General features: G+C 70.0%; 15 protein-coding genes. 10 read left to right on the forward strand and 5 right to left on the reverse strand.

Annotation, left to right across the window (positions count from 1 at the left end):
* Positions 1 to 28: 28 nt before the first annotated feature.
* Positions 29 to 1,363: a 4-aminobutyrate--2-oxoglutarate transaminase gene (gene gabT / locus OG588_RS36270; protein WP_405950909.1), complete on the reverse strand. Its 1,335-nt coding sequence runs from the start codon at positions 1,361 to 1,363 to the stop codon at positions 29 to 31.
* 268 nt (positions 1,364 to 1,631) lie between these two features.
* On the opposite strand from gabT, the gene OG588_RS36275 reads away from it, so the two are divergent.
* The 3 genes from OG588_RS36275 (at position 1,632) to OG588_RS36285 (ending at position 7,386) form a co-directional block, all read left to right on the forward strand.
* Positions 1,632 to 4,049, forward strand: a complete 2,418-nt coding sequence (locus OG588_RS36275; protein WP_405950910.1) for an ATP/GTP-binding protein — start codon at positions 1,632 to 1,634, stop codon at positions 4,047 to 4,049.
* A 116-nt stretch (positions 4,050 to 4,165) separates the two neighbouring features.
* The gene (locus tag OG588_RS36280) at positions 4,166 to 5,743 is read left to right on the forward strand and encodes a PucR family transcriptional regulator (RefSeq protein ID WP_405950911.1); all 1,578 of its coding nucleotides are present in this window, start codon (positions 4,166 to 4,168) and stop codon (positions 5,741 to 5,743) included.
* A gap of 197 nt (positions 5,744 to 5,940) precedes the next feature.
* On the forward strand, positions 5,941 to 7,386 hold the full coding sequence (locus OG588_RS36285) for an aldehyde dehydrogenase family protein (RefSeq protein WP_405953297.1): 1,446 nt from the start codon (positions 5,941 to 5,943) through the stop codon (positions 7,384 to 7,386).
* Between the two features lie 172 nt (positions 7,387 to 7,558).
* Here OG588_RS36285 and OG588_RS36290 read toward each other — a convergent pair whose 3' ends face one another.
* The gene (locus OG588_RS36290; RefSeq protein WP_405950912.1) at positions 7,559 to 10,396 is read right to left on the reverse strand and encodes a glycoside hydrolase family 3 C-terminal domain-containing protein; all 2,838 of its coding nucleotides are present in this window, start codon (positions 10,394 to 10,396) and stop codon (positions 7,559 to 7,561) included.
* Between the two features lie 292 nt (positions 10,397 to 10,688).
* Here OG588_RS36290 and OG588_RS36295 point away from each other — a divergent pair, with 292 nt between their 5' ends.
* From OG588_RS36295 to OG588_RS36325, 7 genes are all read left to right on the forward strand, one after another.
* Positions 10,689 to 12,380 (forward strand): extracellular solute-binding protein, encoded by a 1,692-nt coding sequence (locus OG588_RS36295; protein ID WP_405950913.1) that lies wholly within the window; start codon positions 10,689 to 10,691, stop codon positions 12,378 to 12,380.
* 27 nt (positions 12,381 to 12,407) lie between these two features.
* Positions 12,408 to 13,442: an ABC transporter permease gene (locus OG588_RS36300; RefSeq protein WP_405950914.1), complete on the forward strand. Its 1,035-nt coding sequence runs from the start codon at positions 12,408 to 12,410 to the stop codon at positions 13,440 to 13,442.
* The gene (locus tag OG588_RS36305) at positions 13,439 to 14,401 is read left to right on the forward strand and encodes a carbohydrate ABC transporter permease (RefSeq protein WP_405950915.1); all 963 of its coding nucleotides are present in this window, start codon (positions 13,439 to 13,441) and stop codon (positions 14,399 to 14,401) included. Before OG588_RS36300 ends, OG588_RS36305 begins: the two co-directional genes overlap by 4 nt.
* 127 nt (positions 14,402 to 14,528) lie before the next feature.
* A complete protein-coding gene (locus tag OG588_RS36310; protein WP_405950916.1) occupies positions 14,529 to 16,739 on the forward strand; it encodes a 1,4-beta-glucanase in 2,211 nt (736 codons plus the stop codon).
* Positions 16,739 to 18,709, forward strand: coding sequence for a beta-galactosidase (locus OG588_RS36315; protein ID WP_405950917.1), 1,971 nt, complete (start codon positions 16,739 to 16,741; stop codon positions 18,707 to 18,709). The genes OG588_RS36310 and OG588_RS36315 overlap by 1 nt, the downstream gene beginning before the upstream one ends.
* Positions 18,706 to 20,967 (forward strand): glycosyl hydrolase family 95 catalytic domain-containing protein, encoded by a 2,262-nt coding sequence (locus OG588_RS36320; protein ID WP_405950918.1) that lies wholly within the window; start codon positions 18,706 to 18,708, stop codon positions 20,965 to 20,967. The genes OG588_RS36315 and OG588_RS36320 overlap by 4 nt, the downstream gene beginning before the upstream one ends.
* 36 nt (positions 20,968 to 21,003) lie before the next feature.
* Entirely contained in the window at positions 21,004 to 21,717 is a 714-nt protein-coding gene (locus OG588_RS36325; RefSeq protein ID WP_405950919.1) for a glycoside hydrolase family 12 protein, read from the forward strand.
* 26 nt (positions 21,718 to 21,743) lie between these two features.
* Here the strand turns inward: OG588_RS36325 and OG588_RS36330 are convergent, their stop codons facing one another.
* The 3 genes from OG588_RS36330 to OG588_RS36340 form a co-directional block, all read right to left on the reverse strand.
* Positions 21,744 to 22,130, reverse strand: a complete 387-nt coding sequence (locus tag OG588_RS36330; protein WP_405950920.1) for a hypothetical protein — start codon at positions 22,128 to 22,130, stop codon at positions 21,744 to 21,746.
* Positions 22,131 to 22,238: 108 nt separating this feature from the next.
* Positions 22,239 to 24,302 carry a TIM-barrel domain-containing protein gene (locus OG588_RS36335; RefSeq protein WP_405950921.1) on the reverse strand — a complete coding sequence of 688 codons (2,064 nt, stop codon included), beginning with the start codon at positions 24,300 to 24,302 and terminating at the stop codon, positions 22,239 to 22,241.
* A 111-nt stretch (positions 24,303 to 24,413) separates the two neighbouring features.
* Positions 24,414 to 25,427, reverse strand: coding sequence for a LacI family DNA-binding transcriptional regulator (locus OG588_RS36340; protein WP_019058779.1), 1,014 nt, complete (start codon positions 25,425 to 25,427; stop codon positions 24,414 to 24,416).
* Between the last annotated feature and the right edge of the window lie 261 nt (positions 25,428 to 25,688).

Consider the following 25,688-nt stretch of genomic DNA (forward strand, 5'->3'; position numbering starts at 1 on the left):
GGTGGCTCGGATACGCGTGCGGGATGGCTCAGATACGTGCGAACGCCTGCTCGATGATGTCGAGCCCCTCGCTCAGCAGGTCCTCCCCGATGACCAGTGGGGGCAGGAAGCGCAGCACGTTGCCGTAGGTGCCACAGGTCAGGACCAGCAGCCCCTCCTGGTGGCAGGCCTTGGCGAGCGCGGCCGTCGCCTCCGGGTTCGGCTCCTTGGTCGTACGGTCCTTGACGAGCTCGATGGCGATCATCGCGCCGCGCCCGCGTACGTCGCCGATGATGTCGAACTTCTCCGCCATGGCCCCGAGCCGGACCTTCATGACCGACTCGATGTTCTTGGCCTTGGCGTTGAGGTCCAGCTCCTTCATGGTCTCGATCGCACCGAGCGCACCGGCACAGGCGACGGGGTTGCCGCCGTACGTACCCCCGAGCCCACCGGCGTGCGCGGCGTCCATGATCTCGGCGCGCCCGGTGACGGCGGCGAGCGGCAGCCCGCCCGCAATCCCCTTCGCGCTGGTGATGAGATCCGGGACGACCCCCTCGTCCTCACACGCGAACCACTGCCCCGTACGGCAGAACCCGGACTGGATCTCGTCGGCGACGAACACGATCCCGTTGGCCTTGGCGAACTCGCTCAGCGCGGGCAGGAAGCCCTTCGCCGGCTCGATGAAACCGCCCTCGCCGAGGACCGGCTCGATGATGATCGCGGCGACGTTGTCGGCGCCGATCTGCTTGTTGATCATGTCGATGGCCTGCGCGGAGGCCTCGGCACCGGCGTTGTCGGGACCGGTCGGCCAGCGGTAGCCGTAGGCGACCGGCACGCGGTAGACCTCGGGAGCGAACGGCCCGAAGCCGTTCTTGTACGGCATGTTCTTCGAGGTCAGCGCCATGGTGAGGTTGGTCCGGCCGTGGTACCCGTGGTCGAACACGACGACGGCCTGCCGCTTGGTGTACGCCCGCGCGATCTTCACGGCGTTCTCGACGGCCTCGGCGCCGGAGTTGAACAGCGCGGACTTCTTGGCGTGGTCACCCGGGGTCAGCTCGGCGAGCGCCTCGGCGACCTCGACGTACCCCTCGTAGGGCGTGACCATGAAACAGGTGTGGGTGAAGTCGGCGAGCTGCGCGGTGGCCCGGCGTACGACGGCCTCGGCGGAGGCGCCGACGCTCGTCACGGCGATGCCGGAACCGAAGTCGATGAACCGGTTCCCGTCGACGTCCTCGATGATCCCGCCGCCCGCGCGCGCGGTGAACACGGGCAGTACGGAGCCCACACCGGCCGCGACCGCGGCGGTACGGCGGGCCTGCAGCTCCTGCGACTTCGGGCCGGGGATGGCGGTGAGAACGCGGCGCTCCTGCGGAAGTGCGGTCATGAGGGGCTCCTGGGGTGGTGCGGACGCTTTTCTTCTTTCTTCCTTTCTCGCAGGCTAGGGCGGGTGACCGGGGGTGGGCATGCTCCATGTGGGCGGTGTCGGCGACGCGGGTTGTCCGCCGTGGACAGTGCCGGGATCACGCCGATCGGTACGGGACCGGCCGTGTAAGCGGTGAACTCCCCTTGTGGGCGCGTTAGATTGACTCGCTGACGGTGTACGGAACGGCTGGTCAACGGAACGGCTGGTCAAGGGGCGAGGGGCGAGGTCGATGGACAGCGACGGGGCGCGGGACGCGCGACACACACAGGCCAATCCTGTGCCGCGTCCGGCGGGGCCGCCGGAGGTACCGGCCATGCCGCCGCGGCCCGCACGGGCACCGGGTATGACGCCCGCGCCCGAACAGCCGCCGCGGCTCACCCCGGCCGTCGCCGACTGGCTGAACGAACCCCGGCCGGCCGCCGCACCCGGCATCTGGCGCTACGGATACCGCCCGCCCAAGGCCGACCGCGCATCGACGAGGCTCTCCCCGGTCGCGATCCTCGGTCTGCTGGTCCCCCTGGTGGTGGCGCTGATCGTGTGGTCCTTCTGGCGCCACGGTGCCGTTCCGTACCAATGGGCCCTGCTCAAGCTGTTCACCCCGAGCGACTGGTGGTGGGCCGGCACCGTGTCCCCCAAGGGGAGCGAGGGCGGAGACGCCATCAGCGTCTACGACGGTGTCTTCTTCGCCCTGCTCGTCTACGCCGTCGTCAAGCTGGGCGGCTGGCTTGAAGTGGCCCGGCACGTCGTCGGCGGTCGCCCCCAGCCCGCTCGCGCCCTGCTGGCGCTCGTCGGTGGTCTCGTCGCGCTCAGCTTCGTGTTTCCCTCCGCCTTTCCCGGTGTCGGCTGGGAGCCCCTGCCGGTCCAGGACCCGCTGTTCTCCCTTGTTTTCCTGATCGCCGGTGGCTCCGATCTCTTTCACTCGGTGCTCTTCATCGACACCCTGTACGCACTCATCACCGCGCTGGTGCTGTGGCCCTTCGCCCGGCTCGGCGGATGGTGGGCGCTCGCGAAGGAACGGCTCGCCGCGCGCGGCCGTACGGGCGAGGGCGAGACCCGGCCGGCGCCCGCCGCTGTGCTGCCTGCCCAGTGGCCCGAACTGCGCGAGGCGGGCCAGTACGAGGCGGCGGAGCTCCTCACCGCCGAAGTACTCACGGGCCGTATGAACGACGTGGACTGCGCACGCGTCGGGCACGCGTGGGAAACCGCCCGCAGGGAAGCGCAGTTGGCCGCCTTCAGCGACATGGTGCTGCGCAAGGGAGCGGCGGCCTGGGTCCACCCGTCCGGAGCCCGGGACCTGCCCGGCCGTGCCGCACGGCACGACCTGCTGGACGGGCAGGTGCGCATCGGACAGTGGACGGCCGGGGAGCGTACGCCGACTGCCTACCGCGGCGCGGGTACGGCGCTCGGCCCCGATGCCCTCGGCACCTCGCTCCTCGTCGTGGGACCGTCCGGCTCCGGCAAGACCAAGCACGTGGTCGCCCCGGTCGTCGAGTCCCTCGCCCTGCGGGCGCTGACCGGGCAGTGCGCCGTCGTCGCGGTCTGCGCGGCCGGCACCCCGATCGGCCCGGACTCGGCGTACGACGTCGTGGTGCGGATCGGGGACCCCGCCTCCGTCTACGACCTGGATCCCTACGCCGACACCACCGACCCCGACGCGGCCGCCGCGTTCCTCGCCGAGGGACTGGTCGGAGACCTCGACACCGTCGGCGCCCAGCGGGCCGCGACCGCGCTCGCCCAACTGCTCGGGCCGTATCGGGCGGTGCACGGCACCTTCCCGCCCCTGCCCGTTCTGCGGGAACTCCTGGAGGGCGAACCGTCGGCGCTCGACGCCCTGCGCCAGGCCCTGTCGGCGCCGGAGCACGCCGGTCTGCGCCGAGATCTCGACGCCAGGGCCCGTCAGAGCGGCGGTGCCGCCGACCCGGGCCCGGTACTCGCCGACCGGCTCGCGCTGCTGGACCGGCCCGTGTTCGCCGACTTCTTCGGCACCGGCGACGCGGCTGTCCGGCCGTTCTCGCTGCGTGCCGTCGCCCATCACCCGCTGCGGGTCCGCATCGACGTGCCGGCCCACGGGCACGAGGAGGCCTCCCGGCTGATCACCCGGCTGGTCCTGGCCCAGTTCGACCATGTCGTGCACGACACAGGGCGCCGGCACTTCGCCTGTCTCGTCCTCGACGACGCGACCGGGACGGTGACCACCGAGTCCGTACGGCGCATGCAGCGCCTGCGCTCGCAGAACGCGGGCGTACTCGTCGCCCTGCGCACCCTCGGTGACGTCCCCGAGGCGTTGCACGGACCGCTGCACGGCGCGGTCGGCTGCCGGATGGCCTTCTCCGGAGTCACGACCTGGGACGGCAGCCGCTTCGCCCACGCCTGGGGCACGGAATGGGTGGAGACCCGGGACGTGGCCCAGCACACCGTCTTCGCGGACCAGCCGATGACCCGGGCCATCCACGCCCTGCGCAAGCTGGTGACGGGCCGGGCGGTGACGACGGAGGCCGTGACCGTACGGCAGGTCGAGCGGGAGCGGTGGTCCGCGTCCCAGCTCGCGCACGAGGTGCCGCCGGGGCACGCGGTGCTGTCGCTCACCACGGTCGAGGGGAAGCACACTCCGCCGTCACTGGTGGATCTGCGGTCACCAGGCCGCTGAACCGGACATACAGGTACGCGCTCACCGTACGGTGAGGCAGAATCGGCACAGGCAGTTCATACGCGACGGCCAAAAGATCGACATGATCGCCAGTTCTTCCTCCACCTGAAGGCCCCATGCCCCCCACCCTCGCCTCCCTCGTCCACCACTCCGCGCTCAAGCTCACCGTGCGCGCCGGCGAGGACCGGCTGGACGTGCCCGTCCGGTGGGCGCATGTCAGTGAGTTGGCGGACCCGGTGCCGTACATGGAGGGTGGAGAGCTGTTGCTGACCACCGCCCTCAAGCTGGACGCGGACGACGCGAAGGCCATGCGGCGGTATGTGAAGCGGCTGGTGGGGGCGGGAGTTGTCGGGCTGGGGTTCGCCGTCGGGGTCAACTACGACGAGATTCCCGAGGTGCTCGTCGACACCGCGCAGGAAGAAGGGCTGCCGCTGCTCGAAGTACCCCGGCGTACCCCCTTCATCGCGATCAGCAAGGCCGTCTCCGCCGCGATCGCCGCCGACCAGTACCGCTCCGTCACCGCCGGCTTCGCCGCGCAGCGCGAGCTCACCAAGCAGGCCCTCACCGACGGCCCCGAGGGACTCCTCGCCGCGCTCGCCGCGCAGGTCGACGGATGGGCCGCGCTCTACGACGCGTCCGGCGCCGTCGTCGCCACCGCACCGGAGTGGGCGGGCCGCCGCGCCGCCCGGCTCACCGCGGACGTGGAACGGTTGCGGGACCGGCCCGCGCCGGCCTCGTCCGTCGTGGGCGGCCCGGACAACGAGGACCGCGTCGAACTGCACACCCTCGGCACCGGCCGCCGCCCCCGTGCCGCACTCGCCGTAGGAACCGCATCCGCGCTCGGGACGGCGGAGCGCTACGCCGTGCACTCGGCGATCGCGCTCCTGACCCTCACCACGGAACGCTCACGGTCTTTGCGTGCCGCCCACGAGCGGATCGGCGCGGCGGTGCTGCGGTTGCTGCTCGCCGGGCACCCGGACCATGCGCGGGCGGTCGCCGGGGATCTGTACGGCGGGCTGCTCGACGCGCCGTTCCGGATCATCGTGGGGGAGTCGGCGGACGGCGATCCCTTGGACGGGCTGGCCGAGGTCGTGGAGTCCGCTGCCGCGCGGTCCGGGGAAGCCGTGCTCGTCGTAGCGGAAGGGCCGGAACGGCTGGTCGTGCTGGCCGTGGACGGCGGTGCCGCCGTGGAGGCGTGCGGGGAGTACGCGGCGACGCGGGAGGCTGAGCGGGCAGCCGGCGGGCAGGAACAGGGCGGCGAGGAGCGTGAACTCGTCGTAGGGCTCTCGGCGCCCGCCGGGCCCATCGCCGCGGCGGCCGCCTACAAGCAGGCCGAGCAGGCGTTGTCCGTAGCGCGGCGGCGCGGGCGGGTGCTCGTCGAGCACGAGCAGCTCGCCGCCGGGTCCGTGCTGCCGTTGCTCGCCGATGATGCGGTGCGGGCCTTCGCGGACGGGTTGCTACGGCCGTTGTCCGAGCACGATGCCACCGGGCGCGGGGATCTCGTCGCCTCGCTGAGGGCGTGGCTGTCCCGGCACGGGCAGTGGGACGCGGCGGCCGCCGACCTCGGGGTGCACCGGCACACCTTGCGGTACCGGATGCGGCGGGTCGAGGAGATCCTCGGGCGGTCGCTGGACGATCCCGATGTACGGATGGAGTTGTGGCTCGCGTTGAAGGCGACAGCCGCCGCGGAGTGACCTCTCCTACGGGGACGCCTTCTGCCGAACTGGAGTGTCCCCACCGGGCACTGCTACGCCCCGGACAAACGCACCTCCGCTTCTCCGCACCTACCGTTGACCGGGAAGCACCGAGAAGCATCGAGCAGCACCGAGCAGCACCGAGAACAAGCACCCCCAACGCGGAAGGGCCGGCACACGCAATGCCCAACGAAACTGTGGCAGTCACCCACGCCTTCTGGCTCGCCGGCCGCCAGGCCAGCGGCGAGGACACCTTCGACGTCACCTCGCCCTGGGACGGACGCCTCGTCGGCAAGGTCAGCGTGCCGACCGACGCCCAGGTCGAGGAGGCGGTGGCCGCCGCGTACGCCGTACGGGACGAGTTCGCCGCCACCCCCGCCCACGTCCGCGCCGCCGCCCTCGACCACGTCAGCCGGCGTCTCGTCGAGCGCACCGAGGAGATCGCCCAGCTGATCTCCGCCGAGAACGGCAAGCCGATCAAGTGGGCGCGTGGTGAAGTCGGCCGCGCGGTGTCCGTGTTCCGGTTCGCCGCTGAGGAAGCCCGGCGGTTCAACGGCGGCGAGGCCCAGCGCCTCGACACCGACGCCGGCGGCCAGGGCCGGCTCGCCCTCACCCGGCGCTTCCCGAAGGGCGCCGTCCTCGGCATCGCGCCCTTCAACTTCCCGCTGAACCTCTGCGCCCACAAGATCGCCCCCGCGATCGCGGCCGGCGTGCCGATCATCCTCAAGCCCGCCCCGGCCACCCCGCTCTCCGGCCTGATCATCGGCGACCTGCTCGCCGAGTCCGAGCTGCCCGCCGGTTCGTGGAGCATCCTGCCGGTCGCCAACGACCACATGCCCGCCCTCGTCCAGGACGAGCGGCTGCCGGTGATCTCCTTCACCGGTTCGGAGAAGGTCGGCTACGCGATCATGGACTCGGTGCCGCGCAAGCACTGCACCCTGGAGCTGGGCGGCAACGGCGCGGCCGTCGTCCTCGGGGACTACGCCTCCGACGCCGACCTCGACTGGGCCGCGACCCGTATCGCCACCTTCTCCAACTACCAGGGCGGCCAGTCCTGCATCTCCGTGCAGCGGGTCATCGCGGACGCGGCCGTCTACGACCGGCTGCTCCCGCGCATCGTCGCCGCCGTCGAGGCCCAGGTCACCGGCGACCCGGGCGACGACAAGACCGACGTCGGGCCGCTGGTCAGCGAGGCCGCCGCGCAGCGCGTCGAGTCGTGGGTCCAGGAAGCCGTCGAGGCGGGCGCCACCCTCCTCACCGGCGGCAAGCGCGACGGCGCCTCGTACGCGCCGACCGTCCTCACCGACGTACCGGCCGACACGACGATCTCCTGCGAGGAGGTCTTCGGACCGGTGCTGACCGTGACGAAGGTGGACGGCGAGGCCGCCGCCTTCGCCGCCGCCAACGACTCCAAGTACGGCCTCCAGGCAGGGGTGTTCACCCACGACGTGCAGGTCGCCTTCCGCGCCCACCGCGCGCTCGAGGTCGGCGGTGTCGTGATCGGCGACGTCCCGTCCTACCGCGCCGACCAGATGCCGTACGGCGGCGCCAAGCAGTCCGGCGTCGGCCGCGAGGGCGTGAAGTTCGCGATGGACGACTACACCTACGAGCGGGTGCTGGTGCTCACGGGCCTCGCGCTCTGACGGTCCTCCAGGAGAACGCGGTCGCTCTGACCGTCCTCTCACCCAACGGCTCTAGCTAATGGGATCCATTTTCATATAGCCTGCCCGAAGGGGCCCGGCACCGATGCCTTCCGGTGCCGGGCCCCTTCTCTGCTGCCGGCCTTTTCGGGCCGGCGTCGACCTCTCCGGACCCTCAGCCGGAGAAGCCGACGTGCGCGAGCCGCAGCGGGCCGCGCAGCTTCAGGTGCACGTCGTGCACGCCCTCGGTGACGATCCCGGCGCCGAGCGTGGTGTAGTCGTACGGGCCCGATGCCGGTGCGGGCAGGGCGAGTTGGGCGAGCGCCGGGCCGCCGTCGAGGGACAGTTCCACGACGCCCTCGCCCGCCACCTCCATGGTCACCTCGGTGACACCGGAGCCGAAGTCGCAGTGCCGGTAGGTCAGTTCGGCCGTACCGCCCTGGATCGGGGTCACTGCGTCGCCCGCCGCCTTCGTGCGGTCGACGATCTCGCCGCCCGACTGCTCGTCGAAGTCGGCCGCGTCCAGGCCGTGTTGGAGAGCGGCGCGGGGCGCTGCGGGCTCGCCGGTGAGCGTCACCGTCGTCCGCAGGCGGATGTCCTCGCTGGAGGCGCCGACAAGCAGGTCGTACGGCCCCGGCTCCAGCCGCCACGCACCCTGGGCCACGTCCCAGAACTCGAAGGCTGACAGAGGGAGTTGGAAGTCCAGCTCGGCCCGTTCGCCCGGCGCGAGGGTCACCCGCCGGTGTGCCACGAGTTCGCGGCGCGGGCGCGGGACCGACGGGTCGGCGGCGCGTGTGTACAGCTGCGCGACCTCGTCCGCCGTCACGTCGCCCGTGTTGGTGACCGTGAACTGCACGTGCACCGCGTCGAGTTCGACCCGGGCCGTCAGGTCGCCGTACGCGAAGGACGCATACGACAGGCCGTGGCCGAACGGGAACAGTGGGGTGCCCTCGAAGTAGAGGTAGGTCTGCCGGCCGCCGATCACGTCGTAGTCGAGGAGGTCGGGCAGGTCGGTGTCGGCGGCGTACCAGGTCTGGGGGAGTCGGCCGGCGGGGGAGACGTCGCCTGCGAGGACGCGGGCCAGGGCGGTGCCCGCCGCCTGGCCGCCGTGGGCGGTCCACAGGATCGCGGGGAGGTCGGCCGGGTCGACCGTGTACGGGTACGCGGAGACCAGGGCCAGGACCGTGTTCGGGTTCGCGGCGCGGGCCGCGCGCAGCAGGCGCTGCTGGTGGGCGGGGAGGTGGAGTGTCGTACGGTCCTCGGTCTCGCGGCCGTTGATGTGCGGGTCGTTGCCCGCGACGACGAGCACCACGTCCGCCGCCTCGGCGACCCGGGTCACCGCGTCCTCGCCACGCTCGGCGACCAGCAGCTCGAAAACTTCCGCGCCTTCCTCGGCAACCTTCACGCCGTCGGCGGCGACAGAGACGTGGCGACCCGTACCGATGTGCAGCAGGAGGTGACCGTTCTCGTGGGGTTCCAGGCGGAATGTCTCCTGGACGACCCAGCCTCCGGGCTGGTCGGCGGAGGCGCGGACGTAGCCGTCCTCGGCGACCGAGAGGTAACGGCCGTCGGGGGCTCGGAGGGTGAGGACGCCCTCACCCCAGTCGACGAGGGCCAGTTCGGTGCCGGTGTCGCCCGTGGTGAGCGGCGGGAGGTCGGTGCGGCCCGCGAGGAGGGCCGGGTCCAACGCGCCCTCGGCACCGCGCACTTCATCGGCCACCTCCACCAACGGGACCTGCAGGAAGGCGCCTTGGGACGTCCGCAGCCTGACCCGGTCCACGCCCTCCGCGAACTCGACGCGCTCGGCGCCGAATTGCTCGTACAGGCCCTCCAGCGGGGTGGAGCGGTGGATCAACGTGCCGCTGTACCAGTCGAGTTTGCACTCGTCCGCGAGCAGACCGACGACGGCGAGGCGCGTGTCGTGGGCGAGGGGCAGCAGGTCGTCGTCGTTCTTGAGGAGGACGACCGCTTGCTCGGCGGCCTCCTGGGCGAGGGCCCGGTGCGCCGGGGTGTCGAAGTCCTTGGTGTCGGCGTGCGGGTCGTGCGCCGGGTCGAACTCGCCGAGCCGGAACCGCACCGAGAGCTGACGGCGGACCGCCGCGTCGATGTCCGCCTCCGTCAACAGGCCCTGATCCAGGGCACCTTGGACCCGTGCCACGATCGTCGAACCGTCCGTGCCGTGGTCCGTGAAGCTGTCGACACCCGACAGCAACGACGCCGCCGTCGCCTCCTCGTGGGTGTCGAAGTAGTGCTCGGAGTCGACCAGGTTGGAGGGCGCGCCCGCGTCCGAGCAGACCAGCAGGTCCTCGTCGGTCCAGGTGCGGAGGTGCTCGCGGAGGTAGGGCGAGACGTGGTTGGGGCGGCCGTTGACCAGGTTGTACGCGGGCATCACGCCCGCCACCGCGCCCGCCTCGACCGTCTCGCGGAACGCGCGCAGGTCGTACTCGTGCAGCACGCGCGGGCGGACGGAGGAGGACGAGATGTCGCGGCCCGTCTCGTTGTTGTGCGCCAGCCAGTGCTTGAGGACGGGGGCCGTGCGCCAGTACGTCGGGTGGTCGCCGCGCAGGCCGCGCGTGTACGCGGTGGCGATCGCCGAGGTCAGCTTCGGGTCCTCCGAGTAGCCCTCCTCGTTACGGCCCCACAGCGGGTGGCGCAGCAGATTCACCGTGGGGGCCCACACGTTGAGGCCGACGCGGTCGTCGCGGGCGCGCATCGCGCGGACCTCCTTGGACACCGCGTCGCCGACCCGGCGTACGAGATCCTCGTTCCAGGTCGCGCCGAGGCCCACCGCCTGCGGGAAGACCGTCGCCGGGCCCATCCATGTGACGCCGTGCAGGGCCTCCTGGCCGGTGCGGAACGGGGCGACGTCCAGACGCTCCACGGCGGGCGCGTACTGGTGCAGGAAGCCGACCTTCTCGTCGGGGGTGAGCCGTGCCAGCAGGTCGTCGATGCGCTTCGCGAACGGCAGGTGCGGATCGCGGAAAGGCGGCGTAGGCGGCGTTTGTGCGGTCACGTGGGGTTCCCCTTGCGATGGAGCGGCGCGGCTCTTTCGAAGCGCTTCGATGCTCATTCGACGCGGGGGTGGGTGTCAAGAGACCTTCACCGTTATTTCAAGCAGCACATACGGACAGGTCACCCCCTGCGCTGCGGAGGAATCTTGGGAACGACCCTTGTGCACCCTTGGGTGTTCACTTAACCTCGCAGCAACATCGAAGCGCTTCGACTAAGTGCTCTGTTCCACTCAAGACACCGCAGCCGACGGCTCCACCGCCGGGTGTCCTGGTGCGCCATGAAGGGTTGACGCAATGACGCCGAACGCCTCCGCCGCCTCCGCTCCCAGCCGGAGAAGTTTCCTCGCCTCCACGGCGGTCGCCGCCGCAGCGGTGGCGGGAGGGGTACCGCTGCTCTCCGCCTGCGGGGCCTCGGACAGCGGTTCGGGCGGGGGCAGTTCGGAGGGCAAGGGCGTCAAGAAGCTGCTGCCGGCCTTCGTGGCCAGCAACGTGGTGACCCCGGATCTCCCCTCCAAGAACGGCTCCGCGATCGGCTTCTCCAGCAAGCTGGACCTCGCCACGCTGAAGACCTCGGTGCCGAAGAAGCTCGGCAAGGGCGGCAAGGTCACCATCATGGCGCCGTTCTGGGGCTCGCCGCCGAAGAGCGACAACGCCTACTACAAGTCGATGAACAGCCTCATCGGCGTCGACGTGGCCTGGCAGAACCAGGACGGCAACACCTACGACCAGAAGCTCGGCGCGGTGCTCGCCTCCAGCGACATCCCGGACGTCGTGGTCGTCCCCGGCTGGAACATGGGCGGCAAGATACCCAGCGCCATCATCGGCAAGTTCGCCGACCTCGGCCCCTACCTCGCAGGCGACAAGGTCAAGGACTACCCGAACCTCGCGGCGATCCCGTCCGACGCCTGGCAGCGCTGCATCTTCGGCGGCGCGCTGCGCGGACTGCCGATGCCGTCCTCGTACGTCCCCAACATCGTGCCGCTCTACCGCAAGGACATCTTCGACAAGGAGGGGTACGAAGTCCCCACCTCCGCCGACGAGTTCATGGCCCTGGCCAAGGAGATCACCAACGCCAAGGCCAAGCGCTGGGCCTGCCTGGACATGAAGTGGACCGCCTTCAACATGTGGGGCGTGCTCTCCGGCAGCGAGAAGTCGCTCGGCTGGAACCTCGTCGACGGCAAGCTGGTCAACCGCGTCGAGACCCAGGAGTACCTCGAAGCGCTGGAGTGGACCCGCAAGCTGTTCGCCGCCGGATATGTGCACCCCGACGCCAAGTTGGGCAAGAGCGCGGCCACCGACCCGGGCCCCAAGTTCGCGGCGGGCGAGTTCCTCATCTACCCCCAGGACATCTCGCAGTGGTGGAGCCGCACCGCCGAACAGGCCACCCAGAATCCGTCCTACAAGATCTGGGGCATGGACCTCTTCGGCCACGACGGCGGCGACCCGACCCTCTGGGCCGGCGAACCGGCCAACATCTTCGCCTTCATCAGCAAGAAGGCCTCCGAGTCCGTCATCCGTGACGCGCTGGCCGTCGCCAACGTCACCGCCGCGCCGTACGGCACCAAGGAGTACATGCTCACCAACTACGGCGTGGAGGGCACCCATTACACCGTCAAGAACGGTGTCCCCACCAAGACCGACCAGGGCAACAACGAGGTCATCAACGCCTACGTGATGGTCGCCAGCCCCGCCGCCACCATCGCCCACCCCGACTTCCCCGAGGTCGCCAAGGCGCAGGTCGAGTGGCAGCAGCGGATGGGCGCCTTCACAAAGAAGTCCAGCTTCTACGGCCAGCAGATCACCGAGCCGAGCCGCTACACCAACCTCTCCAACGACTTCGAACAGTTGGAGGACGACGTCACCCGCGGCCGCAAGAAGATCAGCGACATGCAGCAGGCCGTATCGGACTGGAAGAGCAAGGGCGGCGACCAACTCCGCGCCTGGTACCTGAAGTTGCTCGACGACAACGGTACGGCGGCGAGCTGACCGGGTACCGAGGCAAGGAGAACGGCCGTGTCCCACAGCACGGTGCCTCGGAGCAGGACCGAGGCCGACACGACGGGCAAGACCCCGGAGGCGTCCGGCGGCGCCACCGGCTCCCGGCAGAACACGCCCAAGGCGAAGGTGAGTTGGCGGCTCAGGTTCAGACGCGACCGCGTCCTGCTCCTGATGACGCTGCCGGCCGTCCTGCTCATCCTGGTCTTCAACTACCTGCCGATCCTGGGCAACATCGTCGCCTTCGAGGACTACGACCCCTACGTCAGCGACAACGGCATCGTCTCGATGCTGCACAGCCCCTGGGTCGGCCTGGAGAACTTCCAGCAGATCTTCGCGGACTCGTCCTTCTGGAACGCCGTACAGAACACACTGGTCCTGTTCTTCCTCCAACTCATCCTGTTCTTCCCGATCCCGATCCTCCTCGCGCTGCTCATCAACAGCGTGGTCAGGCCCCGGGTCCGGGCGCTCTCGCAAGCGATCCTCTACCTTCCGCACTTCTTCTCCTGGGTGCTGGTCATCGCCGTCTTCCAGCAACTCCTGGGCGGGGCGGGCCTGTTCTCGCAACTCCTCCGCCAACACGGCTTCGACGGCCTCGACGTCATGACCGACCCCAACACGTTCAAGTTCCTGATCACCGCGCAGAGCGTGTGGAAGGACGCGGGCTGGGGGATCATCGTCTTCCTCGCCGCGCTGTCCTCCGTCAGCCCCGATCTGTACGAGGCCGCCGCGATGGACGGCGCCGGGCGCTGGCGCCGGATGTGGCACGTCACGCTGCCGGCACTCCGACCCGTGATCGCGCTGCTGTTGGTGCTTCGGGTCGGTGATGCGCTGACCGTCGGCTTCGAGCAGATCCTGCTCCAACGCGACGCCGTGGGGCCGGGAGCGGCGGAGGTCCTCGACACCTTCGTCTGGTGGAACGGCGTCCGCAACCAGGACTTCGGCTACGCGGCCGCCGCCGGACTCGTCAAGGGCGTGATCAGTCTCGGGCTGGTCCTCGCCGCGAACAAAGTGGCCCACCTCATGGGCGAGCAGGGGGTGTACAAGAAGTGACCGCCGTCATCGACCAACCCGTCGAGCCCGCCACGTCTGCCAAGTCCGTACGGCCGCCCGGGCGTTGGGCCGCGCCGCCCCGGCCCACCTGGGAGGAGGAACCCGGCAAGGTCGGCCTCGCGAGCAAGGGGCTCGTCCTCACGCTCGCCTGTCTCGCCATCCTCTTCCCGCTGTGGATCGTCCTCGTCACCAGCCTCTCCTCACGCAAGACCATCGACCAGGCCGGCGGTCTCGTCATGGTGCCCAAGGGCATCACCTTCATCGCCTACAAGGAACTCCTCAGCGGTGGGCAGGTCACCCGCGCGGCGGTCATCAGCATCCTCATCACCGTCGTCGGCACGCTGTTCTCCATGACGGTGTCCGTCCTCTGTGCCTACGGCCTCTCGCGTATCGGGTCGCTCGGGCACCGGTGGATTCTGATGATGATGTTGGCGACGATGTTCTTCAGTGCCGGGCTCATTCCGACGTATTTGCTCGTCCAGTCGCTCGGCCTGACCGACAGCTATCTCGCGTTGATTCTGCCGAGTGCGCTCAGCGTGTTCAACATCCTTGTGCTGCGCGGGTTCTTCATGGGGATCTCGCAGGAACTCATCGACAGTGCGCGGATCGATGGCGCCGGTGACTTCCGGATTCTGTGGGTGATTGTGATGCCCTTGTCGCGCGCGGTGCTGGCTGTCATCACGCTGTTCTACGCCGTGGGGTATTGGAGTGCCTGGTTCAATGCCTCGCTGTATCTGAACGACCAGGACATGATGCCGTTGCAGAACGTCATGATCCAGTTGGTGCAGAAGCAGCAGGCTCCGGTGGGGCTTGGTCAGGCGATCAAGACCGGGGAGTTGTCGGGGCTTGCCGTGCAGATGGCGGTCATGGTGATGGCGTTGTTGCCGGTGGCTGTGCTTTCGCCGTTTGTGCAGCGGCATTTTAAGAAGGGGATGCTTACCGGCGCCGTTAAGGGCTGAATCGGTTGTCTTTTGTCTGCGGGTGTGTTGGGGCTGGTCGCGCCCACGCGGCGGAGCCGCAAATCGATACAGCCCCGCGCCCCTAAAACATCTCTCCTTGCCCCATCTCATACAGCGAGGTATGTGCATGCTTGCGTCCCGAGTGAGCCGCCGGGCCGTTCTTGCCGGGGCTGCGGCTGGCGCCGCGCTCACCACTGTGCCGGGTTTCACCGCGAAGGCGAATGCGGCGGAAGGCCTCTCCTATCGCTGGCGTAACGTTGCAATAGGCGGCACTGGATTCGTTACCGGCGTCCTCTTCCACCCCTCCGTCCGTGGGCTCGCCTACGCCCGTACCGACATCGGCGGTGCCTACCGCTGGGACGACCGGACCGCGCGCTGGACCCCGCTCACCGATCAACTCGGGTGGGACGACTGGAACCTGCTCGGGGTAGAAGCGCTCGCCGTCGACCCCGCGCACCCTGACCGGCTGTACCTCGCCGTCGGCACCTACGCCCAGTCCTGGGCCGGCAATGGTGCCGTACTCCGCTCCGAGGACCGGGGTGCGACCTGGACCCGTACCGACCTCGCCGTGAAGCTCGGCGGGAACGAGGACGGGCGAGGCGCGGGGGAGCGGTTGCTCGTGGACCCGCGGGACAGTGACACCCTCTGGCTCGGCACCCGGCACGACGGGTTGCTCAAGTCGACCGACCGGGGCGCCACTTGGGTAGCAGCGACCGGCTTCCCGGCGACCGCCAGCGCCTCCGGCCAAGGTGTCACCTTCCTCGTCGCCGTCGGTCGTGCCGTCTATGCCGGGTGGGGTGACGGCGATGGCACCGCGACCGCCGTCAATCTCTACCGCACCACCGACGGCACCACCTGGACCGCCGTCCCCGCGCAGCCCACCGGCACCTCCGCCAAGGTCCCGATCCGCGCCGCGTACGACGCCCGTGCCCGCGAGCTGTACGTGACGTACGCCGATGCCCCCGGGCCCAACGGCCAGTCCACCGGCAGTGTGCACAAGTTGGCCGTCGCGCGCGGGACTTGGACGGACGTGACGCCGGTCGTGCCGGGCGGGACTACGTCCGACGGGTCCGCCGACAGCTTCGGCTACGGCGGGGTCGCCGTCGACGCCCGTCGCGCCGGCACCGTCGTCGTCTCCACCAACAACCGCTGGGCAGCCGTCGACACCCTGTACCGGACCACCGACGGCGGCCGTACCTGGACGTCCCTCAAGGACGCTGCCGTGTTCGACGTGTCCGAGACTCCTTTCCTCAAGTGGGGTGCGGAACAGCCGAAGTTCGGCTGGTGGATCCAGGCCGTGGCCGTCGACCCGTACGACTCGAAGCACGTCGTCTACGGCACCGGTGCCACCCTCTACGGCACCCGTGACCTCACCCACTGGGCGCCACAGATCCGTGGCCTGGAGGAGACGTCCGTGAGACAGCTGATCTCGCCCCCGGTCGGGGAGGCGCACCTGATCAGCGCCTCGGGGGACATCGGCGTGATGTACCACGAGCGGCTCACGGCGTCTCCGTCGCGCGGCATGGCGACGAACCCCGTGTTCGGGTCGGCGACGGGACTCGCGCAGGCCGCGGGCAGGCCGGCCTACGTCGTCCGTACGGGCTGGGGCGACAACGGCAACGGCGCACACTCGGGCGACGGCGGCCGGACCTGGGCGCCCTTCGCCGCCCAGCCCTCCATCGCCCACGACGCACCGGGGCCGATCGCCACCGGCGCCGACGGCAGTACGCTGCTGTGGTCCTTCGTGCACTGGGACGGCACGAAGTACGCAGCCCACCGCTCGGCGGACAACGGCGCGACCTGGACCGAGATCTCCTCCTTCCCGAAGGGCGCCACGCCGGTCGCCGACCCGGCCGACCCGACGCTCTTCTACGCGTACGACACCGACACAGGAACGCTATACGCCAGCACTGACAGTGGCCTTTCGTTCACTGCGCGTGCGGGTGGGCTGCCCGCCGGGGACAGTCAGTTCCAGCTGGTCGCGGCGCCGGGGCGGTCCGGTGACCTGTGGCTCAGCGTCAAGTGGAACGGGCTCTACCGGTCCTTCGACGGCGGCGTGAGTTTCTCGAAGATCTCCAGTTGCTGGGCCTCGTACACCCTCGGCTTCGGCAGATCCGCCCCCGGCGCCGATTACCCCGCGATCTACCAGGTCGGCTCGACCGAGACCATCACCGCCGTCTACCGCTCCGACGACGGGGCGAAGACCTGGGTGCGGATCAACGATGATCTGCATCAGTGGGGTTGGGTCGGACAGGCCATCACCGGTGACCCGCGCGTCCACGGGCGCGTGTACCTCGCCACCAACGGGCGGGGCATCCAGTACGGAGAGCAGATCTGATGCCGCAGCTCAGTGACACCACCCGCGGGCGCATCCTCTTCGGCGGTGACTACAACCCCGAGCAGTGGCCCGAGGAGACCTGGACCGAGGACGTCCGGCTGATGAAGGACGCCGGCGTCAACTCCGTCACCCTCGGCGTCTTCTCCTGGGCCAGGCTCGAACCCGAGCCGGGGGCAAGGGAGTTCGGCTGGCTCGACCGGCTGATGGATCTGATGCACGGCAGTGGGATCGGCGTCGTCCTCGCCACGCCCACGTCCTCCCCGCCGCCGTGGCTGGGGCGCCTCCACCCGGAGACCCTGCCCCGCGATGCCGACGGCCGCGTCGAATGGTGGGGCGGACGGCAGCACTTCTCCCACTCCAGCGCCGTCTACCGCCACCACGCCGCCGCCATCACCGAGGCCCTGGCCGCCCGTTACGCCGGCCACCCCGCCCTCACGATGTGGCACATCAACAACGAGTACTGCACCTTCGACTACGGCGACGAGGCCGCCGTCGCCTTCCGTCGCTGGCTGCGCGCGAAGTACGGCACGCTCGACGCCCTCAACTCGGCCTGGGGCACGGCATTCTGGAGCCAGGGCTACGACACCTGGGACGGCGTCCTGCCCCCGCGTCACGCCCATTACCTCAACAACCCCACCCACGTGCTCGACTTCAAGCGCTTCACCTCCGACATGCTGCTGGAGTGCTACACCGCCGAGCGTGACATCGTCCGCCGGCACACCCCGCACATCCCGGTCACCACCAACTTCATGCCGCTGTGGGTGGGGCAGGACGGCTGGCGCTGGTCCGAGGAGGAGGATGTCGTCTCGGTCGATCTGTATCCCGACCCGCGTGATCCCCTCGGCGCCCAAAGTGCCGCGCTCGTCCAGGACTTGACCCGTTCGCAGGCCCACGGTCCCTGGATGCTCATGGAGCAGGCCGCCGGACCGGTCAACTGGCGCGGCGTGAACCACCCCAAGCCGCGCGGCCTCAACCGCCTCTGGTCCCTCCAGGCCGTGGCCCGAGGCGCCGACGCCGTCTGCTACTTCCAGTGGCGCCAATCCCGGCAGGGCGCCGAGAAGTTCCACTCCGGGATGCTCAGCCACGCGGGGGAGCACGGTCGCACCTTCCAGGAGGTCAAGCAGCTCGGCGCCGAACTCACCCGGATGGGTGAGGAAGTGACAGGTAGTCACATCGCCTCCGACATCGCGATCCTGCACGACTGGAACGCCTGGTGGGCGGGCGCGCAGGACGGCCGTCTCTCCACCGAGGTCGACTACCCGGAAGTCCTTCGCGCCTGGCACCGCGCCCTCTGGGAGTCCCACCTCGCGACCGACTTCGCCCACCCCGAACACGACCTGTCCGCCTACAAGTTGGTGATCGTCCCGCAGCTCTACCTCCTCACGGACACCGCCATCGACAACCTCCTCGCCTACGTCCGCGCCGGTGGCACCCTGGTCTCCGGCTTCCTCACCGGTATCGCCGACGAGGACGACCGGGTCCGGTCCGGCGGCATGGACGCCCGTCTCCGTGAGCTGTTCGGCATCCGCACCCTGCACGAGTGGTGGCCGCTGGACGCGGGGGAGACGGTGGAGTGCGAGGGCCTTCGCGGGACGCTGTGGTCCGAGGAGATCGAGCCGGAGGACGACGGCGTCGACGAGGTGATTGCGTACAAGGGCGGAGAGCTGGACGGTCTGCCCGCCGTCCTGCGCAAGGGCAGCTCCTGGTACGTCTCGACGCTCCCGGAACCACACGCGCTCCGCGCCCTGCTCGCCCGGGTGGCAGCCGAGGCGGGCGTCCGACCGGTACTCGCCGGGCTTCCGTCGGGCATCGAGGCCGTACGGCGCGGGGAGCTGCTGTTCCTCCTGAATCACAGCCGCGAACCAGTCACCGTCGAACTCCCCGGCACTCACCACGACGTGCTCACCGACACGACCGCCGAGGGCGAGATCACCCTCGGCCGTTACGGTGCGGCAGTGTTGCGCCCATGATCAGCGAACCCGCACCGGCCACCCCTCCGGCCCCCGGCCCCGCGCACGCCACCTGGGAACCCCTCCCCGCCACCCGCTGGGAGGACGCCTATCTCAGCGGCAACGGCCACCACGGCGCCCTCGTGTTCGGCGATCCGAACGACGACCGTGTCATCGTCAGCCACCACACCCTCGTCCGCCCGAACGGCGCCGAACACGCACGCCCTCCACGCCTCGCCGCCGAACTCCCCGCGCTCCAGGCCAGGTTGCTCGCCGGTGACCTCACCGCCGCCGAGGGGTTCACGGACGACCGCCCGCTTCAGTGGGTGCAGCCGTTCCACCCGGCCTTCCAGCTACGGCTGCGCAGGCCGTCCGGCACGGCCGGGGGCGACTACCGCCGTACCGTCGACTTCACGACAGGCGATGTCACCGCCACCTGTGAGGCCACCGACACTCACGCGGACTGGCGCAGCCGCGTCTTCGTCTCCCGCGCCGACGACGTGATCGTCCAGCACATCACCGCCCCCGACCTCACCCTCGACCTCGCCCAGGACCACCAACTCCCGGGTGCTCCGACAGGGTTGGGCGTCGGCCACGGCACGCTCCTCACCTCCGACGGCGCCGTTCTCACCCTCCGCGTCCGCTATCCCGACAGCGATCGCGCGTACACCGGAGTCACCCTCGCCGTGGTCACCGGCGGCACAACACGGCTCACCTCGACGGGAGTTCGGATCGCCGGGGCCGACGAAGTCCTTCTCCTCACCCGGGTCCGACGCCACACCGGCGAGCTGGACGTCGTGGAAGAGAGCCGTGCCCTACGGGAGTTGGTCGCCGACCGGCAGCAGTCCTATGACGCCCTCCTCGACCGGCACCTCGCCCTCCATCGCGCGGCCTACGCCCGCGTCGCCCTCGATCTCCACGCCGACGATGCCGAACGTGCCCTTCCCGGCAGCGAGTTGCTGAAGCGGCCCCACAGTCCTGCCCTCCTCGAACGGCTCTTCGCCGCCGGCCGGTATCACCTGCTCTCCTCCAGCGGGCTGCTCCCGCCCCGGCTCACCGGACTGTGGACCGGCGACTGGAACACGGCCTGGTCGGGGGCGTTCACCAACGACGCGAACCTCAACCTCCAGACCGCCTCCGCCGCGAGCGCAGCTCTCCCCGAAGTCACCGACGCGCTCGCGTCCTTGATTCATCGTCAGCTCGATGACTGGCGGGAGAACGCCCGTGCCGTCTTCGGCGCCCGGGGTGTCGTCGCGCCCGCGCACACCGACGGCGAGTCCGGGCTGTCGTACCACTTCAGCCTGGAGTACCCGCTGCACCTCTGGACAGCGGGCGCGGACTGGCTGCTCAAGCCGCTCGTCGACCACGACGAGACACGCGGCGCACGCGATCCGCGTACCGCCGCCGTACTCGCCGAAGTCGCTCTGTTCTACGAGGACTTCCTCAGTCGTACCGACGCAGGCGGCCAACTCGTCGTCGTGCCCTCCTACTCACCCGAGAACCGTCCGGCGAACGCCAACGCCAGTTGGGGCGCGATCAACGCGGCGATGGATCTCTCCGCCGCTCGGCACGCACTTCACACCGCCGCCGCCTACCACCAGGGCACTCCCGACGCGGCCCGCTGGCTCGCCCTCGCCGACCGGCTGCCGCCGCACCGGGTCAACTCCCAAGGCGCGCTTGCCGAATGGGCCTGGCCGGGTCTCGACGACACCTACGACCACCGGCATCTCAGTCACCTCTACGGTGTCTGGCCGCTCGACGAGATCAACCCGTACGACACCCCGCGGCTCGCCGCCGCCGCGCACCGCGCGCTCCAACTCCGGGGCGCCGAGAACGATTCCGCGCACGGGCACCTCCACCACGCGCTTGTCGCCGCCCGGCTCCGGGACGGTGAGCGGGTGGCGCACGCCCTCGGCCAGGTGCTCGACGGCGACTTCTTCCACGCCTCCCTCATGAGCGCGCACTACCCGAACCGTGACGTCTACAACGCGGACGCCGCGCACACCCTGCCGGCGCTGCTCGTCGAGGCGCTCGTGCAGTCCACCCCGGACCGGCTGGTCCTGCTGCCCGCACTCCCGGCGGCGTATCCGCACGGTCAACTCACCGGCGTACGCACGAGGTTCGGGGCGGAGGTCGATCTGAGCTGGGCGCCCCACTCCGCCACCGCGCTGATCCGGCCGTCCCGAACTCACCGCGTCGAACTCCGGACTTCCTCCGGCACGGAGCCGCTCGACCTCGTGGCCGGAGAAGACCGCGTCCTCACCCTGGGGGCGCGGTAGCCACTCGCAGTTCCCCCCACCCATGGAAGGGACACCATGGCAACACGCAAGCTGGGCCGCGTACTTACGGCCGTTCTCGCCCCCGCTCTCGCGCTCGGCGCCACCGTCGCACTCGCCTCGGCCCCCGCCTCCGCCGCGGTCTGGAGCTCGTGCGCCCAGTACGGCAACACGACCCTGAACGGCTACACGCTCTACAACAACATCTGGGGCTCCGGCGCCGGCAGCCAGTGCATCTGGGCCAACTCCGGTACCAACTGGGGCGTCAACGCCAACCACCCCAACACCGGCGGCATCAAGTCCTACCCCAACGCCAAGAAGGTGATCAACAAGTCGATCACCTCGCTGGGTTCGCTCACCAGCAGCTACAACGTCACGGTGCCGTCGTCCGGCGCGTACAACACGTCGTACGACATCTGGGACACCAACTACGACTACGAGATCATGCTCTGGATGAACAAGACCGGAGCCGTCGGCCCGCTCGGTACCTCGCAGGGCACCCTCACCCTGGGCGGTCACACCTGGACCGTCTACAAGGGCAACAACGGCGCCAACGACGTGTTCTCGTTCGTGCGCACCTCGAACTCCAGCTCCGGCACGGTCAACGTCCTGCCGATCCTCAAGTGGATCAAGGACACCAAGGGCTGGTTCGGCAACGTGACCATCGGGGACCTGCAGTTCGGCTTCGAGATCACGTCCTCGTCCGGCGGGCTCGACTTCACCACCAACAGCGAGAGCGTCACCAGTAGTTGACCCATCCCGGCAGTCCGGTACTTCGCTCAGCCGTCCGGTCCTCGTGCTCCGCGAGGGCCGGGCGGTGCCACGACGAGTGCGGCGACCCAGCAGCCGAGCGCGGTCAGCACCAGGCCGAACACCGCCGGATTGACGTACCCGGGAACGGTGTTGGCGACGTAGCTGCCCCCGCCCGTCATCTCGCAGTCGAACCTGAGCGGGGCGAAGCCCACGGAGTAGTCCACGACATGAGCGGCTCTGGGGTCCACCGGCCCGCCTTCCTCCCCGTTGGTCGTACGGCAGGGCAGCATCGGCGAGGAGTCGGCGCCGCCGTCCTCGGCCTGGAGGATCGCGCCCAGGACGTAGAGCAGACCCCAGAGATACAGGGCGAACGCGGCGAGGCCCGCAGCAAAGGCGAGCTTGCGTAACACCATCGGAGGAGTCCAGCAGAACAAGATCGGTACGGCTGTGACGGACCCCACAGTTCCGCACAACGGAAGCGTCACGGCTCGGGCGCCCGCCCCCAACGGGCGCCCTGGCCTCTACTCCGTCACCGGCAGCGTCGCCTCGTCCCGCAGGAACAGCGGGATCCGGTCCAGCGGCGCGTCGACCGTGACCGCCGTTCCGCCCTCGTACGTCTCGCCCGTCCACGCGTCCGTCCACCACGCGCCCGCCGGGAGATAGGCCGTACGGACCGTGGCGCCCGCCGTCAGCACCGGCGCGACCAGCAGGTCCGGGCCGAAGAGGTACGCGTCGTCGACCGACCAGGTCGCCGGGTCCCGGGGGAACTCCAGGAACAGCGGGCGCATCACCGGCAGCCCCTCCTCGTGCGCGGCCCGCATCACGTCCAGGACGTACGGCTTCAGGCGCTCGCGCAGCCGCAGGTACTTCTCCAGGATCGGCAGGGCCCGATCGCCGTACGACCAGACCTCGTTGGGGCCGCCGGTCATGTCGGGGCCGAGCGGCATGCCCGGGTCGCGGAAGCCGTGCAGGCGCATCAGCGGGGACAGGGCGCCGAACTGGAACCAGCGGACCATGACCTCCTGGTACGCCGGGTCGTCCGGGTCGCCGCCGTGGAAGCCGCCGATGTCGGTGTTCCACCAAGGGATGCCGGAGAGTGCGGTGTTGAGGCCCGCGGCGATCTGGCGGCGCAGGGTCGGGAAGTCGGTGCCTATGTCACCCGACCAGAGCGCGGCACCGTGGCGCTGACTGCCCGCCCACGCCGAGCGGTTGAGGGTGATGACCTCGTCGTCACCGATGCCTTCGGCGCGCAACCCCTCCGCGAACGCACGGGAGTTCTCGGCCGGGTAGATGTTGCCGACCTCCAGGCCCGGGCCCGCCCAGTAGCGCAGGTTCTCCGGGAAGCCCGGCTTCAGCTCGGGCTCGCACGCGTCCAGCCAGAAGGCCGTAATGCCGTACGGCACAAGGTAGTTGTCGCGGATCTTCGACCACAGGAAGTCGCGGGCCTCGGGGTTGGTGGCGTCGTAGAAGGCCACCTGGACCGTCGACGCGACCCCCTTGTCCGGCCAGTCGGCGTGGGCCATCGGGCCGTACTGGGTGCCGATGAGGTAGCCGCGCTGTTCCAGCACCGAGTGGTTCTCGCTGAGGGGGGAGACGGAGGGCCAGACGCTCACCACCAACTTCACGCCCATCTCGTCCAGTTCGCGGACCATCGCCGCCGGGTCGGGCCACTCGGCCGGGTCGAACTTCCAGTCGCCCAGGTGCGTCCAGTGGAAGAAGTCGCAGACGATCGCGGAGAGGGGGAGTTCCCGGCGCTTGTACTCCCTTGCCACGGCGAGGAGTTCGGCCTGGGTGCGATAGCGCAGCTTGCACTGCCAGAAGCCCGCCGCCCACTTGGGGAGCATCGGCGTACGGCCCGTCACCGCGCTGTAGCGGCGCTGGCCGTCGGCCGGGTCGCCCGCGGTGATCCAGTAGTCGATCTGCCGGGCCGAATCGGCCACCCAGCGGGTGCCGTTGCCGGCCAGCTCCACGCGGCCGATCGCCGGGTTGTTCCACAGCAGGGTGTAGCCGCGGCTGGAGACCAGCACCGGGATGCCGACCTCGGCGTTGCGCTGGACCAGGTCGAGGACCAGCCCCTTCTGGTCCAGCTGGCCGTGCTGGTGCTGGCCGAGGCCGTACAGCTTCTCGTCCTCGTACGCGGCGAAGCGCTGCTCCAGGCGGTGGTGGCCGTTGCCGACCGCCGTGTAGAGCCGCGAGCCGGGCCACCAGAAGTGGGCGCGGGCCTCGGCTAGGAGTTCGGTGGAGTCGTCGGTGCGCAGGAAGCGGACCAGACCCTCGGCGTCGACGTGGACGGTCAACTTGCCCACGATCAGCGTCCCTTGACCGTCCTCGATCTTGACGCTGGCCTCGGTGGCCGGCGCCTCGTCGAGGAGTGCGCCCGGCAGCCCGTCGAGCAGCGGACCGCCGAGCCGGGCCCTGACCCGGACCGCGTCAGGCCCCCACGGCTCGATCCGCAGGGTCTCCTGACGGCCACTCCACTCCAGCGCGCCGTCCCGCTCACGGAAGGTGCCGACGGTGGGCGACGACTGCGCGAGGCTGACCGCACCCGCGCCCTGAATGGTCTGGTTTTCGGCAGGCTGATTCACGAGAGGGCTCCTGTGAGAAGAGCAGACAGAGGAGTTGCAGACGGAGGAGTTGCGGACATGGCGGTGCCCTGGCGGCGGCACAGGGGTGGAGCTCTGAGGTCGGAAAAGGGGTCAGGAAACTGCGGGTGCTGGTCCCGTACTCGCCCGCACCGTCAACTCCGGTGCGATCAGCACGACTTCGTCGCTGCCGCGGCCGTCCAGCTTGGCCACCAGGTGCTCCACGGCGTAACGGCCCATCTCCTGCGCGGGGATGGCGACGGACGTCAGCCGCACCGAGGCCTGGGTGGCGACCTGGTCGGGGCAGACCGCGACCACCGACACGTCCTCCGGCACGGCCCGGCCCTGCTGGCGCAGCAGGGCGAGCAGCGGCTCGACCGCCGACTCGTTCTGCACGACGAAGCCCGTGGTGCCGGGGCGCTCGTCGAAGATCCGGGCCAGGGTCATCGTCATCGCGTCGTACCCGCCCTCGCACGGCCGGTGCAGCACCCGCAGGCCCAACTCCCTTGCCCGGGAGCGGAGTCCGTCGAGGGTGCGTTCGGCGAAGCCGGTGTGCCGTTCGTAGACGCCGGGTGCCTCGCCGATGACGGCGATGTCCTGGTGGCCGAGCTTGGCGAGGTGCTCGACGCACAGCGCGCCGGTCGCCCCGAAGTCGAGGTCGACGCAGGTCAGTCCGGTGGTGTCGGCGGGGAGGCCGATGAGCACGGAGGGCTGGTCGGTGCCGCGCAGCAACGGCAGCCGCTCGTCGGCGAGTTCGACGTCCATCAGGATCATCGCGTCGGCGAGTCCGCTGCCGGTGACCCGGCGCACCGCGTCGGGACCCTCCTCGCCGGTGAGCAGCAGCACGTCGTAGCCGTGCAGGCGGGCGGTGGTCGCCACTGCGATGGCGATCTCCATCATCACCGGCACGTACATGTCGGTGCGCAGCGGCACCATCAGCGCGATGATGTTCGACCGGCTGCTGGCCAGGGCGCGGGCGCCCGCGTTCGGGTGGTAGCCCAGCTCGCGGATGCTCTGCTCGACCCGCTGCCGGGTGGCTCCGGAGATGGACCGCTTGCCGCTGAGGACATAGCTCACCGTGCTCGCCGAGACTCCGGCGTGCTGGGCGACCTCGGCGAGGGTGACCATCCAGCTCTCCAAGCTTTGTGAAGCGCTTCGACAGTGCGCGTTGCTGACAAGGGCGGGTGAGGGTGGTTCGACATTAGCTTCAGGCGGTGTGGGGTGTCCATAGGTTGTCGAAGCGCTTCGACACTTTCTCCGGACACCGGGCTCGACTGCTCGGGAAAACCGGGCCCGGCGGGATTCTCCGCGCCGGGGAGGCAACCTCGGGGCGGGTCGGCGGCCACTGAGAGGTCGTAACGGCCGCTGACGGGTCGTAGACGAACCGTC

Source organism: Streptomyces prunicolor, from assembly GCF_045162825.1.
GTDB lineage: Bacteria > Actinomycetota > Actinomycetes > Streptomycetales > Streptomycetaceae > Streptomyces > Streptomyces prunicolor.